The following is an 18,092-nucleotide window of genomic DNA, read 5'->3' as shown; positions in this document are numbered from 1 at the left end:
ACCAACCACCAGCCGGCGGCGCAGCTGCTACCGCTCCCCATTCCGGGAGAGGCAATGCGCCTCAAGGTCTTGATAAAGCGCCATATGAGACCGCGGCCATTCTTCCAGGACCATCTGACGGGGCGAAGGCCGAGGCTGCTTTTATCGACTGGAGCCGATCATCCAGGCGACGGCGGCCGTGATGGCGACGGCTGCGATCGGATTATCCTTGACCCAGGCCCTGACCCCGCCGAGCAGGTCTTGGCGATCCGTTGGCGTGGTGGCGGCCGGCGCGCCAGCCACGGAGGTGATCGAGTGCGACACCGGGTCGGAGGCAGGAAAGGTATCCTCGAGCGCCTGGTCGAGTTCGCCGCCTCTTTCTTGCTCCTGCTTCCTTGCCTTGTCGAGTTCGTAAGCCTCCACGGCGGGGGATTTCGATTGGATCATTGTCTTCCTCCATATCTTCGTCGCTTAACGTCGCTGAAAACCCCGAAGTTCCCGTGTGTGCTTCCGAGCGCAAGGATTTCATCCTCCAGCCTTCCGGTCTTATGGACCACCCGGTTCAGGCGACAGCTGCGGGCTCGCCCGGCAGCCTAGAAGACCGCAGCAGGCGATCCGCGGCGCTCCGGGAGTCGCACTGCCGGCGGCATGCGGGGATGTCATTGCCCGGCGGGTGGTAAAGGAGGTGGCTTTTTCGAGATTTCCTCGAGGAGCAGCCGGAATTCGGCGATCGGAACACGATCTTCATCGAAGAGTTCGACAGAGATCATGTTGAGCGGAGCCTCCGGCAGTCCGTCGCAAGCCATCTGCGCCAGCGCCAGCCTCGCCTCGCGTTTGGCGTCGTCGAGGCTCGGGAATTCGTTCGCGACTTCAGTTGGTTCGGGGCTCGTGCGATCGATGACCTGAAAGAAGAATTTCGGCATGGGCACCTCCTTGGCCGCAAACATCAACCACGCCTCTTTGTTCCCGCAACGCGCAGCAGGGGCCAAGCCACCTCCAGTCGAAGGCGCGGGCCACGGCGTATCACGGCTGCGGCCGCGATCACCCGAAACGTCGCCGAAAGGTTCCCGAACCGTTGTTTTCGCTGCGTCGTGAAGCACAAAGATTGGCCGAATGTTCACCCGCAGCTGCCCGCAAAAGCCGTAAGCTGAACTCGTGCAGGCCTTAGATCGCTGACAAGGGAGGAGACGACGATGAAGGCATCGGACGATATCTTGCTTTTGAATGCCAAGGACCTGGAGCAAGGCGATCGCGCGCTTACGATCGGCGAGATTCACCTTGCCACGACGAACGCCTGGGATGAGATTCGATCCGGAACGGCGCGCGGCGGAAAGGCCGTTTTTTCGCTTTTGGAAGAGGAGTTCTGGTCGCGGCCGGACTTCGCTCCCTTCAAGGGGGATTTTGCCGACGAGCGGCTTGGCTGGAAACTGTCGTCGCTTTATGGCATCAACTCGACATATGGCGGCGTGAAGGTCATTGGGGCAAACGCCTTCAATCGGCGCCTTGGGCTGCCACGATCGACATCGACCTTCATCCTCTTCGACAAATATACGCTTCGGCCGATCGCCATCCTCGACGAAACGGCGCTATCGGCCGAGCGGACCGGAACCTACGCATCGATCGTCGCTGAGCGATGCCTGCGCCGTCGGGCCACCGTCTCCGTCTTCCTGCTGGGATCGGGGCCGGTTGCCCGCAGCGTGATCCGCTCGCTCACCTATTCGTGTCAAACTCGGGTCGAGCAGATCTTCATCCGCAGCCGCAGGATCGAAAACGCCCGTGCCCTGGCGATCGCGCTTTCGGGTGAGACGACGATCCCCCTTCGCTGCGTCGAGGATAACAACGCGATGCGCGACTGCGCGCTCGTTGTCACCGCGACCAATGCCCGTGGCCCCGTCTTTGGCGACGAGGAACTTGCAGAGGACGCGACGACCCTGCATCTCGGCGGTGACGAGGCGCCGGCCGACTACCTGCGGCGGGCGCTGCGCTCCGGGCTCGTCATCTGCGACGATCTGCAGACCGTCTCGCGCCGCAACTCGCAGAGCATCGCCTTGCATTTCTCCCGCCAGGGCCTGTCGCTGGAATCCGTCGGGCCGCTGATCGGCATTCGTTCGCTTTGTCAAATGGGCGACTGGTCCGTGGATGCGGAGGGGCCGACGTGTATTACGTGCGTCGGCCTGCCCGTGCTCGATCTTTTCGTTGCGCAGGCAAGCTACGAGAAATATTGCCGGGCCGTGGGTCTTGATCGGAACGACGCATGCACTGTCTGAGCCGCGTTCTTGCCGACCATGTATGCCAGGCCCCGGCCGCCTATCCGGCCGAACTGAACGATGTCGCGCGACGTTGCATCCTGGACCTCGTGGGGGCCGCCGTCGCCGGCGCCGAAATGCCGGGTGCGGTTGCAGCACGCGCCATCGCCTCGTCCGTTTTTGGGAGCGGCGCCGACACCATCTGGTTGACAGGCAACAGCTCGTTGGCCGGCGCACTGTTCTGCAATTCAACAGCTGCGACGGCCCTCGACATCGATGATGGACATCGTGCGGCGCGCGGCCATCCGGGTGCCGCCGTCATTCCGGCAGCACTGATGTTGACAGGTCGGGCCGGTGCAACCGGGGCGGACATGCTGAGCGCCGTCATCTGTGGCTATGATGTCGGGGTACGGATTGCCGCGGGCCAGATCGGTGAACGGATCGGCACGCGACAGTCGGGGCGGTGGGCAAGCTTTGCGGCCGCTGCAACCGTCGGCCGTCTGCTGCGGCTCGAACCCGACTGCCTTGCCCATGCGCTCGCCATCGCCGGCGTGCTTGCGCCAAACCAGCTTGCCAATGGCAGCTCGGGCTATTCGAACATGACCGGCAACGATGTGAAGGAAGGAATTGCCTGGAGCAGTGTTCTCGGGCTGACGGCCGCCCATCTGGGAGGTGCCGGGTTTACGGGTCCATTGGATATTCTCGACCACTCCGACTATTACGACGGCGGCCGCATCGTTGCGGACCTCGGAAAACGATGGGAAATCGCCGATACCTATTTCAAGCCCTATGGCTGTTGCCGCTATATTCATGCAGCCCTTGACGCCTATGGCGAAATCGCCGCGGCGGATACGATCGACGCCGAGGACATCGTCGAGATCGAGGTTCAGAGCTTTGCCTGGGCCCAGAAACTTGCGAACAGTCTCGAACCGCAAAACCTGGTCGACGTGCAATATAGCCTTCCCTATTGCCTGGCTATTTTTGCCATCGACGGCGGCCGGGCTTTGTCGCCGATCGATGCCGGTACGATTGGACGCAAAGACCTGCAGCGGTTGGCACGCAAGGTCCGGCTGAGCGTGGATCAGCAGATCGATCGATCCTTCCCGGCGCAAACCCTGGCGCGGGTGATCGTAAGAACTCGGACGTTGCAGCTCGTCTCGTCAGTCCACACGCCGATCGGAGACCCGACGAGACCGATGGACTGGTCGGCGATCGTGCGGAAGTTTATGACCGTCACCCGACATCGGCTTCAGGAAAAGCACCAGCAGGAGCTTATCGATGCCGTCGCGGCACTGCCGGACGGAAAACCCGCCGCAATTGCAAGGTTGCTGGAGCACGTGCCCCGATCGTCTTAAGCGCCGTCTGACGCCGCCTGAGATGAGAGGGGGCCGGATAGGAGCTTTCCGTCGGAGACGACGATCCTGCCAGCGCACAGGACGTGGCGGACCCGCGCGAGATTGTGCGAGTGGCAGATGACGATGTCGGCCCGCTTGCCTCTGGTGATCAAGCCGCGATCGCCGGCAAGCTCAGGAAAGACCCGCGCCACGTTTCCCGTCGCCTTGGCAATTGCTTCCGCCGGCAGGCACAGCCTCTTTCTCACCAGGCGATGAACCGCCTCGAGGATACCGTCCCAGTCGCCGCCGGCAAAATCGGTCGAAATCGTATCGACCAGACCGGCTTCGACAAGGACATCGAAATTGCCTGGCTGATTGCGCCAGCGTGTCGAGATGCAGTCGAGTGTCGAGACGTCGATGCTGGCGCCGAGATCACGCAGCGCCACGGCGGTCGCCAACGCTTCCTCGGCCGTGAACGAGGGATGGTTGCTATGGCCGGCGACGATCCTCGCCGTCGGATGGGCTCTCGCAAGATCGATCAGCTGCCTGGCAGTTGGTGCTGCGGTGTGAAAAATAGCCGGCATCGCAGTGCGGGCCGCCTCGGCTGCGATTTCGGCGAGACCCTTTCGGGCGAGCGCTACTGGCGGCATCACAGTCTCGCGGATCAGACTGGACAGGCTTTCGACGGTGAAATGCCGCCCGAGCCCGTTCTCCTCGATCAACCGCGCCAGCGCTTCGCCGCCCGGATTGTCCGCGCCGTCTAGATTGCGCCCGAGCGTTGCCTCTTTGAGGAGCCTCGCAAGATTCGGATGCACGAGGAGGCCGGAGGCTTTTTCGATCACGGCAGGAAGAAACCGATAGTCCTGGGCGCCGCCGCCAAGCGTCTGGCCACCGCCCGCCTCCCCGAGCGCCTTGGCGCCGCGGCTAAGAAGGTCATCGATCCTTGCTCTCATGTGTCTGTCCGAAAGCCCCTCGCCATCGACTGCCCGAGCGGCGGCGAGGCTGGCTGGCGTGTGAGCGGTGCTGATGTGGACGTCGAGCGCATGGCCTCCGTTCGGGCCGGGATCGATCTCGTCGTCGAGGGCAAGGCCGCAGACGTTCAAGAGCGTCGTCGTGCCGGACAGAAGGTGGCGGTTACGCTGGTATTCGACCTCTCTTTGATCGAAGGGCGGCGATCCGCTTGGCATTGAAGGACCGAGGACGCAGCCATGCGCATGAGCGTTGATCACTCCCGGCAGGATGGTGCAGCCCGACGCGTCCAGCACAAGATAGTCCGGCGAGAGCGAAGCCGGATCGACCTCCGCGAGCGCCTCGATGCGGCCATTCGCAAGAAGTACGCTCGCCTTGTCGAGCACAGTTACGCCGTCACCCGTGATGACGCTCCCATTGATGATCGCAATCGGACGGACCTGGCTCAAAGACTTTCCTTTCTTCGATCGCCGTCGAATTCGATGCCGTAGCCAATCCCGCGAACGGTACGGATGATGTCCCTCGTCATGACGGCTAAGAGCGCCTTTCGCAGCCTGCCGATATGGACGTTGACGGTTTTCGGGTCCACGAACACGCCTTGCGGCCAGGCCCTGAATGCGAGCTCGTCGCGCCGGAAGACACGGGTGGGCTCGCCGGTCATCGTCCGCAAGAGTGCGAATTCGATCGGCCCAAGATGAATGTCGCGACCGTCATAGGTGATACGATGGGCGCGCGTATCGACGGTCAGCCCGCCGTAAGTGACGGCCTCTTGTTCCCGATGCGTGCACGATCGGTGGCCGTTGCCGCCAAGCAGCCGTTTGAGCGCGCGCAGATATCGCTCGGGCTCGATCGGCCGGATAAAGATCTCATCCACGCCGGCGTTGAGAAACGCCTCGTAACGATGCTCCGCTTCTTTCGGGACGAGCGCGACAATGCGAACTTGGCCTGTCCCTGCATCCGATTTGAGTGACCTGCACAAGCTGATTGCGAACTCGTTCCTGCCATCGAGGACGAGCCCGACAGTTTGTTTCTGCCTGATCGCGTCGACCGTTTCAGCCGGGCTCATGGCAAGGTCGGTCGAAAATCCCTCAACCTCGAGAATATGGCGCAGCGTCAGCGAAAAGTCGGCATCGAGCGAGCTTATGACGATATTGGGTTTCACTGGCGGACCGCAAGAAATCGAGCTCCTTTTCGAATCCGACAACTCTTGAGTGCAACGATGCCATAAACGGCCATCGGCTGCAAAGGCTATGATATTAAATATTATTTCCCTCAATGGCAGTCGAACTAAACCTTTCGCCGCGCGGATTGATCCCCTCACATCTGCGACTTGAAGGTGCCGCATTCTGTGCTGTGCTGACCGGATGGAAACGCCGCGACGGAAGTCCGTGATACTCATTGCGACCGACGATTTCGCCTTCGCCGCACCGCTTGCGGAGGAGCTCGGCAGACACGGTCTCGCAAGCGCGGTCGTCGCGCTCGCCCAAGCTACCGATCAAGTGCGCTCAGGCGACCGCTTTCGGATCCTCATCATCGTGGCGTCCACAACGGCCGAAATCGGCCTCGACCTGTGCCGGCACATCCGCACTACAAGTTCGATACCGATCGTCCTTCTGAGCGGAGCTGAGGAGCAGCTCGACGGTCTTGAGGCGGGAGCCGATTATTGCCTTCCTTTTCACACGGACATGCGCCGGCTGATGGTCCACGTTCGCGCACTCCTGCGCAGATCCGACTTTAATGAGGACGAGCGGCGGCTCACCCTCAATTTTGAGGGCTGGCGCGTCGATCCGCGCCGTCGAGAGTTGTTGGCGCCCGATGGCTCGCATGTCGCACTACTTGCGGCAGAGTTCGAGATCCTGATTGCCCTCTGCCGACAGCCAGGCGTCGTCCTGTCACGGCGGTCGCTTTTGGACGCCACGCATATCGGTCTCGGCAGGCCACTCGAGCGCAGTGTGGACGTCCACATCTGCCGGCTGCGCCGCAAGCTGGCACAGGGCGGAAATGCCGCCGAACTCATCCAAACCGTGCGCCTGGGCGGCTATGTCTTCATCGGGAAGATCAACCCTGAATAAGTACGGATTCCAATTATCGTGCCGTAGGTGTTTAATCCCGGTTGCAGGCATGTGGGAGTAGCGAGGAGCCCGGTTGGGCGATTGTCTTTGGTCGCCGGCCGACCAACGGGAGTAATGTGCATTGAAGAAACGACTGGATGATCTGATTGATGTTCTAAGCCTTTCGACCGACGAACGGTCGACCCACCACGCGCTCTTGTCATTCGCCGAGCAATGCGGCTTTGACAATTTTGCTTATGTGAACGTACGTGCCGGTGATACCGAAGCCTTCTCTAGCTATCCGCAGGAATGGCAGGATATCTACTTCGCAAACCAGTATCAGACGGTCGATCCCGTCATCACCTTCGCAAAACGGTTGCTGAAGCCGTTTCACTGGTCTGCGCCGCTGTGGTGGTCCTCCTCCCCGGAAGAACGAAAATTCTATGCGCATGCCCGTCAATTCGGCATCGTCTCCGGGCTCTCCATGCCGATACCGACCGAATTTGGTCGGACAGCAATTTTGACACTGGCGTCGAAGCTTCCGGATTTCCGATTCGAGGGCGCCATCGATGACATTCGCGCGGCGACCGCCACAGCGATGGTCCATACAAGGTTAAAAGGCGCCGACCCGTTGATCATGCGCAGACCGGATGTGAGCCTGTCAGTGCGGGAAAAGGAATGCCTGGGCTGGGCCGCACGCGGTAAATCGATGTCGCTGATTGCCGACATTCTCGGGATCAAGAAGGTGACCGTTCGCTACTACCTGGACCACGCACGGCGCAAGCTCGAAGCCAATACGACGTCGAATGCGATCTATCTGGCGACCCGCCGCGGGCTGATCTGAGATATGCGAGGCTCTGACTTGGACATGTAGCCAGCACGCCAGAGTTTATCCTTCAAAAGTTCATCAGTGATGTTTCGCCTGCGCGCAGACCGTCAACGAATCCACCCGGCGATGCCGGTACCCCCATTCCCGCGCACGACTCCAGGCATGGCCAAAGCTGCGAAGGGTCGATGGCGTGGAAACAGCGACGATGGTTTATGTTAGGAAACTAGCGTCGGGCCTTTTGGGCGATGCGGCGACCACGAGATGACTGGGATGATCAAGGTTTCCAACGAAGAGGTTCGATACGCCGGACGCCGATGGTCCATGACAGAAATCCAACCGCGGACATGAGCGCGGCCAGAAGAAAGGCAGACCCATACGCACCTGTCGCGTCGACGATGACGCCGGTCATGATCGGAGCGACGATCCCCGAGATGTTGCCGATGCAGTTTTGAACTCCGATCCACTTGGCGGTCGCGGATGGCCCTGCGAGCGTCTGGCCGATCGAATAAAGGTTGAAGCCCCCGAGCCCTTGCCCGACGGGCAAGAGAAACAGGCCCGCGACAGCAATTTCGGCGCTCCCGAAGGCGCACATCAGCATACAGACCATGGAGACGACGCAGGCGACTCCCATGCATGTCTTGCGGACGAGGTTCGGACTTGCACCCCGGATCATCAACTGGTCGGCGCCCCATCCGGCGACAAGCGAGATGACCGCGGTCGCGACATAGACCATGCCGCCCAACCGGGCCATCTCCGGCAGCGTGAAGCCCTGTGCCTTGACAAGGTATAACGGCAGCCAGGAGCTGATCGTGTAGAACGTATAGTTGTTCGCGAAATGGCCGACGGATGTCGCCCAAAGATCTCGGCACGTCAGCAAGGTGCGAAAGGGAGGCTCGGGCATTAGCGGGGACCGGCGCACATCGATCAGAACGGAATGGGTCACGTGCCACCATGGGATCAGCCACAGAAGCGACAGGACTCCTGCAAGTATGAACAGGACACGCCAGCCGTACACGGCGATAAGCATCCCGCCGAAGAATGTTCCAGCGGCGGGTCCGAGGATGATGCCGGCGCTGACCGCGGCGTTGGCGAAACTAAGGCGGTCGACGGGAAGATTCTGCGCGAGCAGCTTCGACGTCGCGGGAAAACTGGCGCTTTCGCCAAGCCCAAGTAAGACGCGCAGTAGCAGAAGCGAGGCGAAACTTCCTGCGAAACCCGTAAGCAGCGTCGCCGCAGACCAGACGATCAAGCCGGCGACGAGCGTGCGGTAGGCGTTGAACCGTGCCACCATCCAGGCCGCGAACAACTGCCCTGGCACGTAGATCCAGAAGAACGCCGAAATGAGTACTCCAAACTCCGTGTTCGAGAGCCCAAGCTCGTCCCTCAACACCGGCCCCGCCGTCGCGAGGTTTCCTCGGTCCAGGTAGTTAATGAACATGGCAAGGGAGAGCAGGATCCCCACAGTCCCAGTGAAAGAAACTGCCTTTTTCGAGCTAGATGACACAAGCCTGCTCATGGTCCGCCCCATCCAATTTGTACCGCAGCGCTTGCTTGATGTTCATCAGCGCCGCTCCAGACGACGCCAATAACAATCTCATTTCTCGATGGATTTCGGAAGAGTCAGGCTGAACGTCGTTCCGGGCCCGTCGTTCGGAGACGCCCAAAGTCGACCGTCGAAACCTTCTATGATCGACCGGCAGATCGACAAGCCGATGCCCAAGCCCGAGTCCTTCGTCGTGAAGAATGGTTCGAATAGCTTGATTGCCGCTTCCGGAGCGAGCCCGGTTCCAGCGTCCTGGACGTCCAAACGCACCAATTTATCGTCGACCCGCCACGTCCGCAGAGCGATGATCCTTGGTCGATCCGAAACCGATGCCATCGCTTCTATCCCGTTCATGAGAAGATTGAGGATAACCTGCTGAAGCTGGACGCGGTCTGCGTCAACGGGTGGAAGGCCCACAGAATAGCTCGTCTGCAGCACCGCTCTCGCCTTCAGAATTTCGCCTCCAAGAATTGCGACGACCTCCTGGGCCGCTTCGTTGACGTCGACCGGCCGGACGGTTATCGGCTGCCTCTGGGCCATTGAACGCAGTCGCTGGACGACCTCCGACGCCCTCTTTGCGTCCCGCATCGTTCTGCGCAAGGTCTCGGTCACCGCCGCAATGTCGGGAGGGTCCATATTCAGAAACCTTAACCCTGCATTTGCATTTGTCAGTATCCCAGACAGCGGCTGGTTGACTTCGTGGGCGATCGAGGCCGTCATCGCATTGAGCGTCGTCACTCTCGCCATGTGGGCGAGATCATTTCGAACCTCGCGCAGCGCTTCCTCCGCCTGGACACGATCAGTGACATCCAGAACCGATCCGACGAAGTCGAGGTTTTCAGTGCCGGTCGCACGCCCGAGGGTGTGAACGAATTTGACTGACCCGTCCGGCAGCAACAGCCTGTGTTCGCTTTCGAAATCCTTTCCAAACTTTATTGCGTGGTCGACCATGTGAGCGACGCGATCCCGGTCTTCGGGATGTACACGCTCCATTGTGAGTTCTGGGGACGGCGTGACCGATGGATCGTATTCGAGAATATTATAAAGCTCTCGCGACCAGTAAAAATCTCCCGAACCTGCGCTCCAACCGAAACTTCCCGTCCTGCTGATCATCTGCCCCTGCGCGAGAAAGCTCTCGCTCCGCTGCAGATCGGAAAACAGGCGGGCGTTTTCCAGAGAGATGGCGGCCTGGGAGGCGATGAGATCGATCACGGCGAGGCTGTCCTCCCTGAAGGCTCCCGGCGTGAGGCTGTTCTCAAGGTATAGCATGCCGATCACATTCGCCTGCCGGAGGATCGGCATGCACATGAGCGACCGCGGCGCCCTAAAACGAACATACTCGTCCGTCGAATAGATTTCGTCGACTGTGGCGTCGTCGAGGATGACGCGCTCCCCTGTCCGCATGACGTATCGGACGACGGATTGTGGAAGGGAGGAGCCTATAGATCCACGCCTGGGCACCACCTTTACGTCGCCGGCTTCCGTCCGCGCCTCCGCTACCAATTGCTGCTCGCCATCCTGAGTGAGCGTGAGCATGGTTCGATCCGCCCCGGCGTGCTCGAGAACGATCCGCATGAGCTTGTCGACGAGTTCGGAGTGCCTAATCTCCCCGGAGAGAGCCTGAGAGGCGTTCAACACGGCGGCAACATCGAAGTGCCGGCGCGAGGGGGCCCGTCCGTACGATCGGGAAACACTGACCTTGCCCCCAATGCGGCGAAGACGATCGACGATGCGGTCCGCTCCCCAAGTCTCGTAAGCCGCCCTTGCTCTTTCCAAATGAAACTGAGCGATCTCCTTAAGACCGCGAGCGCCGTAGAACCGCGACGCATTCTCCCACGCCAAAGCCTCGACATGGAGGAAGCCTGTTGCTCGCGCCGAGTGGACAGCCCGATCGAAAAGCAGCGCCGCGTCGTCCGGCCGTCCCTCCAGACGAGCAATCTCCGCCGAGACCAGGACCGCTCGGCACTGGAGATTGTGCGGCGCGTTTGCCGACCACTCCTCGAGCCTACGATGATGTTCCATCAGCTTTCCTAAAAACTCTTTGCCGATCCCGGCGCAGGCGAGCGCGGCGTAAAAGTGATACTCCGGCCCCTCGATGTTCGGCCAGGGCGCAACGCTCAACGTGCGCGCCCTGTCCGCGACGACCATCGCTTCAGCGTATTCTCCGAGAAAGACGAGCGCCTGAAGCCGGCGACTCCAGTATATATCGGCGACGACGTCTGGTTCTCGCGCTTCGATAAGATGTTTCTCATAGGCGGCGGGATCGAAGGGCCTGCCATCAAGGCCTGCGAAATCGCAGGCCTCGCCACGTAACGATCGGATCAGCCGCAACTGCCCGGTAAGGAAGGCGACAGCGATGCGTGAACCGGAAGAGATCGCGAAATCAAGGCCTTCGACCGCTGCCCTGTCGACCTTCGGCAGAAACTCTCCCGACGACAACAGGTTGCCGACGATGTTGCTATGGCTGTACCCGATATAGGGAAGGTCGCCGTTCCGCCGCGCCTCCTCCAGCGCCATGCGGATATAGGAGAGGCCCTCCTGCAGAGGACGCGACCATGAGCTGATCCCAGTTCCGAAGCTGAAAAAGACGCGTCCCTTGAACGCGTCCAGGCCGGGCCTTTCGACGAGGTCGAGCGCAAGCCGACCAAATTCCAGCCCCCTGGAATAGTCGGCGAACTCCGTGATCAGCACCCTCCCGAACGAGACGTATCCGAAGGCGGACGCGGCGTTAATGCCGTTTGCGATGCTAATCTGCACCATCAGCGCTATCAGCATTTGATGGAGCCGAAGATTCTGATAAAGCGCCGAAAGTGCGAGGCGATTGAGGACGTCGACTGCGGCGTCCGCATTGACGTCAGGGCGCAAAGGCATATCCTTAAGCGAGTGGATCGGCCGGTCGCCGAGACTTTCCCTCACCCTTTGAAAGGCCTTTTTCACGTCGTCTTTCGACGGGGTCGTGTCGATGACGTAACCCAGCGACTCCAGGAAATCGACGCCTGCCTCAACGGCGAGGTCAGCCCGAGCTTTGATGATATTCAAATCGATCTGGAGGCACACAACGGACGCATTTTCCGTGACCGTCGAGGCCCTTCGACCGAGGTCGGCAAGCCTGCTCCCCGCGGACTCCAAATCGCCCGTAAGCATCTCGCATACCGACCGGACGATATCGCATTCGAAGGACGTGGCATGATCGACATTCCATCGATCTTCAGAAAGGAGTTCATCGGCGAGGTCGAGATAGGAAAGCGCCGACGCGTAGGCGGCGGCGCTCTGTGATCGTCTGGCGGCTATCAGGTTCATTTTCGCGACCGCCAGCCTCTCTTCAGGACGCTCTATCGCCACCCTTCCCCGATTGTACTGGCTCACCGTCTGAAAGATCCGGCCGTCCTGTTCGTGATCATCGAAGCTCTGCCGATACAGTCTGCCGATAGCCAGATGGATCGTCGTCTTTGCGTCATTGGGCACGAGGGAATAGGCGGCTTCCGCGATCCGGTCGTGCTCGAACGCGTATCTGCCTTCAGTGTAGATGACGATCCCGTCGCGAACCGCCTCCCGTAGAAGTGCGTGTAAAGCATCCTGAGAGCATTCACAGGCATCTGCCAGAAAGGAAGGAGCCGCCTCTGTGCCGATGCACGCGAGCTGTTGAAGCACCCGTTGCGTCTCCGTCTGCAACCGGCCAATCTGCGCTACCAGCAGCTCGGCAATGTTGTCGCTGACGTGCCTGGCCCGAATGGGGCCGAGATCCCATGTCCACCGAGCTTCGGCCGATCCGAACCTGAGGAGAGCCTCGTCCTCCAACGATTGAAGAAACTGCACTGCAAACAGCGGGTTTCCCCCGGTCTTTCCATGGACGACCGTGGTCAACGGCCGCGCGGAATCCCGATCGGAACGAAGCGTGTCGGCGATCAAGTGGTTGAGGACTTCCTCGTCCAGATTGGTCAGCTCGATCTTCGAGACGGTCGCTTCCTGCGTCTGAAGCCTGGCAATCATCGGTGCCAACCTGTGCTCGCCCTCACGACTGCGATAGGAAGCAATCGCGAGCAACCCTCTGGTCTCTCCTTCAGTCAACAGCTCTTCGAGAAGATCCAACGTGGGCTGGTCGGCCCATTGCAGGTCGTCAAAGAAGATCACCAGCGGGCGACCGCTCTTCGTGAAGACCTCGACGAAGCGGCGCATCACCGAATTGAAGCGGTCCCGCGCCTCAAGCGGAGGTAACTCCGGCAGATTAGGCTTCGGGCCTATTATCAGCTCGATTTCGGGGATCAGATCGATCACGACGCCTGCATTCGAGCCTAACGCCTCTTGCAGCATGAGGCGCCACCTTGCCAAGTCTTCCTGACTGCCGCTTAGGATCTTGCGAATAGGGTTCTGAAACGCGTGCGCGAGGCAACCGAGCGGCATATTGACCATGTGCTGCTCGAACTTGCCCTCGGCGAAGACCACCTCCTCGGTTCGCGATACTCCGAAAACTTCCCGCACAAGCGCCGTCTTTCCTACTCCAGGATCGCCAGAGACGAGAAGAAGTTCCGGCTTCCCACCGGCTACGACCCTCTCGAGGGACCTGAGCATCGCCGCACGCTCGTGGTTCCTTCCGTATAGGTTTTCCGGAACAACTATGTGGTCCGGGCTATCGTGCAGACCAAGAGAAAAAGTGCTGATCGCTCCGTCAGACGTGCGGTTGTTAAGGCATCGTCGCAGGTCCGACGCAAGGCCCTCGGCCGACGCGTACCGTTCCTCCGCGGGCTTCGCCAGCAGTTTCATGATGATGTCGCGGACGGCCTGGGGAACGTCCCGGACGTATTCGTTCAGGTCATGCGGCTTGCGGGCCACATGGCAGTGTATCCATTGCATCGGGTGGGACGCCTGGAACGGGAGCCGCGTCGTCAGAAGCTCGTAAAGAGTGATCCCCAACGAGTAGAGATCGCTCCTGGAGTCGAGAACGCGACTAACCCGCCCGGTCTGTTCCGGAGACATGTACGCTGGGGTCCCGGCGGCGGATTGCACCAGGTTGGGAGAGTTCCGCTGCCTTGGGAGCTCGGACGCCAAGCCGAAACCGAGCAGAAAGGCGCGCCCGTCGTTATGCATCAGCACGTTCGCGGGCTTGATGTCCTTGTGGACCAACCCCTGGCGATGGACAGCGACAAGGGCTTCCGCGAGACCGATGGCGGCTTGAAGAAAGTCGGCGACGTCGAGTGGGGTACCGCGGCGACGTTCGATGAGCATATCGAGCGGCAACCCTCCAGGATCTTCAAGAACAAGGATTTCTCGGCCGTCGTGGCGCTCGATCGACAGGGGTTTCGCGGCCCATCCGGATTGTATCTTCGACGCGAGGGCGTACTCTCGATGGAGTTGCTCTACAAGGTGCGCGGACGGGCGGCTTGCCGTTGTCGTTACGCCGAGCAGCGACCGGCGACTTCCTGCCCCACGGCCTCTGTAGAGGGTGAAATCCGCCCCTCGTCGGAGCGGCTGCCACATGAAGGCCGCGTAAGATGCGGTCGATCGCCCGTCCGTCATGAGCCACCAATCCAGCTGGGCGGAGATCGCACCGCCGGAGCGATAGGTAAATACCAGCTTTGCGCGCTGTCAATACGCTTTCAGGGCCGTTTTCGCACTCCGAGAAGGCTCGTATGCGCCGTCGGCAGAATAGGGGAAACCATGGTATCGCCACTACCTTGGTCCAGTAGTCCCGCCCCTCGGCGCCGATGCTTTAGATCCGAGGCCGACGAAATCTTCGCAAATGCCCTCGCTCGCTTGAAGTTCAACGTGACCAACCTCGACGCGCGACTGCTAGGGCTGTCTAACTGCGGGCACGGCGATAAAAAAGGTAGCACCATGATCAGAGTTCGCTACCGCCCATATCCGCCCTTTATGGGACTCGATAATCGACTTGCTAATAGACAGCCCCATGCCCATGCCGGCCGCCTTTGTGGTATAGAAGGGATTAAAAGCCTTTTCTACGGCTTCGGCGTCAAGGCCGACCCCACGATCTTTCACTGAAAGAATTACTTCCTCGCCATCGATGGTGGTTTCAACAACGAGAGACCGAGGCTGGTCCTCAAGAAGCGCCATAGCGTCTGCCGCGTTCAAGAGTAGATTTAGTAATACTTGCTGGAACTGAATCCGGTCGCCCCTTACAAGCGGGATCTCATCGAAAAGGTTTGTTTGCAAGACCACGCGGCTACGTTGGAGCTCCCTTGCGGTTATTGCAATTACCTCTTTTGCGATATCGTTAAGATTTATTAATTCAATCACTGGGTCTTTTTTGGCGAACATCGCCCGCAACCGCTTGATGACCTCAGCTGCTCGGTTGGTGTCGCGGAGCGTACGACTAATCGTGTCAGATGCCCCCGCCAGATCTGGAGGATCTGCTGCCAGCATCCTCAGTCCAGTATTCGCATTGTTCAAAATCCCTGCGAGTGGCTGGCTGACTTCATGTGTTATCGAAGCCGTGAGTGCGCTCAGCGCCGTGAAGCGCGTAACGTGGGCGAGTTCGGCGCGGGCCCTGCTTAGGGCTTCTTCACCTTGACGGAGAGCGGTCACATCCTGCGCCGCTCCCACAAACAATGATCCGCTTTCAGTTTTCTCGCGGACATGACCGACAAATTGGACGTTCTTAACACCGCCCTCCGGCGTCAACAGCCGGAACTCTCCATCGAAGTTCTGCCCCTCAAGCGCGCTTCTCTTTAGCCTGTCGAATATAGTTCGATCTTCAGGATGGACGGTTTCAATCGATACTCCGAACGGCTGGCCTTCCGCAGGCAAGCTGCTGCCAAAGATCGTCTCCATTTCCGGAGACCAGTTCGCCATTCCAGAGCCACTATGCCAGGAAAAGCTGCCCGTTTTGCTGAGACGCTGCGCCGTGATCAGATAGCTGTTTGCCCTCTGTAATTCACTTTCGCTCGCTCGCAACGCAGCTTCCGAGACTTTCGAATCCGTAACGTCTTGCAAAGCGCCCAGAAATACCGGGCGTTCAGTGATGTTCTCTATTCTATGGCCGACAACGTGCGCAAATCGGATCTCTCCTCCCTCCAAACGAATTCTGAAAACAAGATCGAAATCTCGTCCCTCAAAAGCTCCTCCGATTACCTTTGCGACCTCGTCCATGTCGTCGGGATGAATAACCGCCTCAATCATGGGCAGCGTGATCGGAACTTCGAGATCGAAGCCGAAAACGCGGCGTATTTCGTCCGACCAGTTGTGCTGATCAGCGTGGACGTCCCAGGTAAAGCTTCCGGTCTTACTGATCCGCTGCGCTTCCGTTAGGTAGCTGTATGCCTGACGCAACTCAGCCTCGCGTGCAGTCAGTGCCATCTCAGCCATTTTGATTTTTGTTATATCTTGTACGACACCCATGAAGATCGGTCGCCCTTCGACATGGTCGACCACCTCAGCGATGCCGTGCAGATACCTTACGTCCCCACTAGAGGTTAATATCCTAAAGGAGAAGTCGGCCGGTGCACCATTGTGACTCTGCTCTATTTGCGATTCGTAGAATTCACGGTCGTCCGGGTGCACGCGTTCTCGAACTGCATCGAGGCTTGGTACGGTTTCGCGGGGTATGTCGAAAACGCGATAGAGCTCATCGGACCAGACCTGCTGATCAATCCACAGATCAGTTGTGAAGCTTCCGGTCGCGCTAATTCGCTCGCCCTGGGCAAGTTGCGCGTTTGCGCGTTGTAGTCTTGCTTCGCTGGCCCGCAGTTCTTCGTCAGCTCTCGCGCGATCGATCACAATTCCAATCAGCGTCGTGACACGCTCGATGATCGACTCTTCCTCATTGCGAAATTGCGATTGTCGGCGTCGATAGATTGCCATCACACCGGCTGCGTCACCACTGGGCGACAAGACCGGGACCGACCAGCAGAAATGAAAACCGTGGGCTCGTACGAGCGCAGCCCACTCCGTATCAGCCCACCGGCGGTCGTGCTCTAAATCGATCCCGTCTTCCCTTGAGTTCTCGATAGCGGAACGTGCGAACGGCGCGTCGACTTGAGACATCCTTCGCCCGGTGAAGAAACGTCGGAAATCGGGCGGCAGGTTGGAGCACCCGCCGTACTCAAATAAATCCTGTTGCCGATTTATGATAAGAATCCCACACGAGCCGACGCCGAGTTCCTCAACAAGTCGGGCCACGGCGCTAAGAATATCCCGTAGCGGCGTTCGTAAGGCCACCATCTTCAAAATACGAACTTCGCCCGCAAGCAGTGCTCTTGTCTGGACAAGTTCATGGATATCGGTCTGCACCGAACAGTACCTTACGATATTGCCTTGGGCATCCCGCGACGCGACCATCTCCGACCCCACCCACCGGTAGGTTCCGTCATGGTGCAACATTCGGCTTTGATTGATCCAATCCTCTCCATGGTTCACCAGGCGATCGAGCTTTTCAAAGATAGTGGGCAAGTCGTCCGGATGATTTACAGTATCCGGAGCAGCCGCGTAATTCCGGAGTTGCTCAAGGTCCCGATCATAAAATTCCGTGACACGCTTGTTGACGAATTCGAGCTCGAGATCAGGCGACATGAAGACAATCTGCGTCGGCAGCATATCCATGAACCGCCTCAACCGACCGTCGGGTGCCCGATTTCTGCCTGTAGGGCCTTCGTCACTGTTCGTGACGAGCCAACACCATCTTCCATCGTCCTCCGCTTCCACCGCAGGCAGTGGAGAGATCTGGAACAGATGCCATCTGTATTCGCCATCAGCTCGCCGGAGGCGCGCCTCGATCTCACCGGCCTCGCGCGATTCAACGATATGTGCGAAGACTTCGGCAAAGCCAGTCAAGTCATCCGGATGAATCGACTCCTTCCAGCCGCCGCCAGGAGACATGTCGATTGCCATGGTGAATTCCCGCCATGCGGTGTTTGAATATACGATGTTGCCTGCCGACTGTGTGACCAGAATCAGGGCCGGTAGGGCCTCGAGAACGGTTCCGGGGTCGATAGCATACCCATACTTTTCAGAGGCCATGTCGTAGTGGTCTCCGCATTCCCCTACCCTCACCCATAGAGCCCCCTCGCGGATCGAGCGTCGCTTGCTTAAAATCAACCGTCTCACGGAGCGAGGTCAAAAGTATCACCGAGAGCTCCCAGTAACGAAATCTCCTGTAGTAGCACGCCCACCCAGGAACCGATTATCGGT

11 protein-coding genes are annotated in these 18,092 nt (G+C 59.5%); 4 read left to right on the top strand and 7 right to left on the bottom strand.

The window, feature by feature from the left end; genetic code table 11:
• Positions 1–141 precede the first annotated feature (141 nt).
• Both EV281_RS28530 and EV281_RS28525 read right to left on the bottom strand, forming a co-directional pair.
• Positions 142–426, bottom strand: coding sequence for a hypothetical protein (locus tag EV281_RS28530; RefSeq protein WP_132657973.1), 285 nt, complete (start codon positions 424–426; stop codon positions 142–144).
• A gap of 212 nt (positions 427–638) precedes the next feature.
• The gene (locus EV281_RS28525) at positions 639–902 is read right to left on the bottom strand and encodes a hypothetical protein (RefSeq protein ID WP_132658063.1); all 264 of its coding nucleotides are present in this window, start codon (positions 900–902) and stop codon (positions 639–641) included.
• 270 nt (positions 903–1,172) lie between these two features.
• Between EV281_RS28525 and EV281_RS28520 the strand changes: the two genes are divergently transcribed.
• Both EV281_RS28520 and EV281_RS28515 read left to right on the top strand, forming a co-directional pair.
• Complete coding sequence (locus EV281_RS28520) at positions 1,173–2,246, top strand: ornithine cyclodeaminase (RefSeq protein ID WP_132657971.1); 1,074 nt, start codon at positions 1,173–1,175, stop codon at positions 2,244–2,246.
• Positions 2,234–3,580: an MmgE/PrpD family protein gene (locus EV281_RS28515; RefSeq protein ID WP_132657970.1), complete on the top strand. Its 1,347-nt coding sequence runs from the start codon at positions 2,234–2,236 to the stop codon at positions 3,578–3,580. The genes EV281_RS28520 and EV281_RS28515 overlap by 13 nt, the downstream gene beginning before the upstream one ends.
• Here EV281_RS28515 and EV281_RS28510 read toward each other — a convergent pair.
• On the bottom strand, positions 3,577–4,977 hold the full coding sequence (locus EV281_RS28510) for an amidohydrolase family protein (protein WP_132657968.1): 1,401 nt from the start codon (positions 4,975–4,977) through the stop codon (positions 3,577–3,579). The genes EV281_RS28515 and EV281_RS28510 overlap by 4 nt on opposite strands.
• The gene (locus EV281_RS28505; RefSeq protein WP_165911983.1) at positions 4,974–5,690 is read right to left on the bottom strand and encodes a response regulator transcription factor; all 717 of its coding nucleotides are present in this window, start codon (positions 5,688–5,690) and stop codon (positions 4,974–4,976) included. The genes EV281_RS28510 and EV281_RS28505 overlap by 4 nt, the downstream gene beginning before the upstream one ends.
• Before the next feature lie 226 nt (positions 5,691–5,916).
• Here EV281_RS28505 and EV281_RS28500 point away from each other — a divergent pair, with 226 nt between their 5' ends.
• Entirely contained in the window at positions 5,917–6,600 is a 684-nt protein-coding gene (locus EV281_RS28500; RefSeq protein ID WP_165911982.1) for a response regulator transcription factor, read from the top strand.
• Between the two features lie 121 nt (positions 6,601–6,721).
• On the top strand, positions 6,722–7,423 hold the full coding sequence (locus EV281_RS28495; RefSeq protein WP_132657962.1) for an autoinducer binding domain-containing protein: 702 nt from the start codon (positions 6,722–6,724) through the stop codon (positions 7,421–7,423).
• Between the two features lie 259 nt (positions 7,424–7,682).
• Here the strand turns inward: EV281_RS28495 and EV281_RS28490 are convergent, their stop codons facing one another.
• From EV281_RS28490 to EV281_RS28480, 3 genes are all read right to left on the bottom strand, one after another.
• Positions 7,683–8,924 (bottom strand): MFS transporter, encoded by a 1,242-nt coding sequence (locus tag EV281_RS28490; protein WP_165911981.1) that lies wholly within the window; start codon positions 8,922–8,924, stop codon positions 7,683–7,685.
• Positions 8,925–9,002: 78 nt separating this feature from the next.
• Positions 9,003–14,426 (bottom strand): AAA family ATPase, encoded by a 5,424-nt coding sequence (locus EV281_RS28485; protein WP_165911980.1) that lies wholly within the window; start codon positions 14,424–14,426, stop codon positions 9,003–9,005.
• 312 nt (positions 14,427–14,738) lie between these two features.
• Positions 14,739–17,921, bottom strand: coding sequence for a PAS domain-containing protein (locus tag EV281_RS28480; RefSeq protein ID WP_132657957.1), 3,183 nt, complete (start codon positions 17,919–17,921; stop codon positions 14,739–14,741).
• Positions 17,922–18,092 lie beyond the last annotated feature (171 nt).

The sequence above is a fragment of the Rhizobium sp. BK418 genome, assembly GCF_004341105.1.
GTDB lineage: Bacteria > Pseudomonadota > Alphaproteobacteria > Rhizobiales > Rhizobiaceae > Rhizobium.
The sequence above is the reverse complement of the archived record's forward strand: the minus strand, read 5'-3'. Positions and strand labels throughout refer to the sequence as shown.

What these genes read in the sequence shown, in the direction of transcription:
- EV281_RS28530 (WP_132657973.1), bottom strand. Translation starts at nt 426, where the DNA reads ATGATCCAATCGAAATCCCCCGCCGTGGAGGCTTACGAACTCGACAAG.
- EV281_RS28520 (WP_132657971.1), top strand. Translation starts at nt 1,173, where the DNA reads ATGAAGGCATCGGACGATATCTTGCTTTTGAATGCCAAGGACCTGGAG.
- EV281_RS28515 (WP_132657970.1), top strand. Translation starts at nt 2,234, where the DNA reads ATGCACTGTCTGAGCCGCGTTCTTGCCGACCATGTATGCCAGGCCCCG.
- EV281_RS28480 (WP_132657957.1), bottom strand. Translation starts at nt 17,921, where the DNA reads ATGGCCTCTGAAAAGTATGGGTATGCTATCGACCCCGGAACCGTTCTC.
- EV281_RS28485 (WP_165911980.1), bottom strand. Translation starts at nt 14,426, where the DNA reads ATGTGGCAGCCGCTCCGACGAGGGGCGGATTTCACCCTCTACAGAGGC.
- EV281_RS28490 (WP_165911981.1), bottom strand. Translation starts at nt 8,924, where the DNA reads ATGAGCAGGCTTGTGTCATCTAGCTCGAAAAAGGCAGTTTCTTTCACT.
- EV281_RS28525 (WP_132658063.1), bottom strand. Translation starts at nt 902, where the DNA reads ATGCCGAAATTCTTCTTTCAGGTCATCGATCGCACGAGCCCCGAACCA.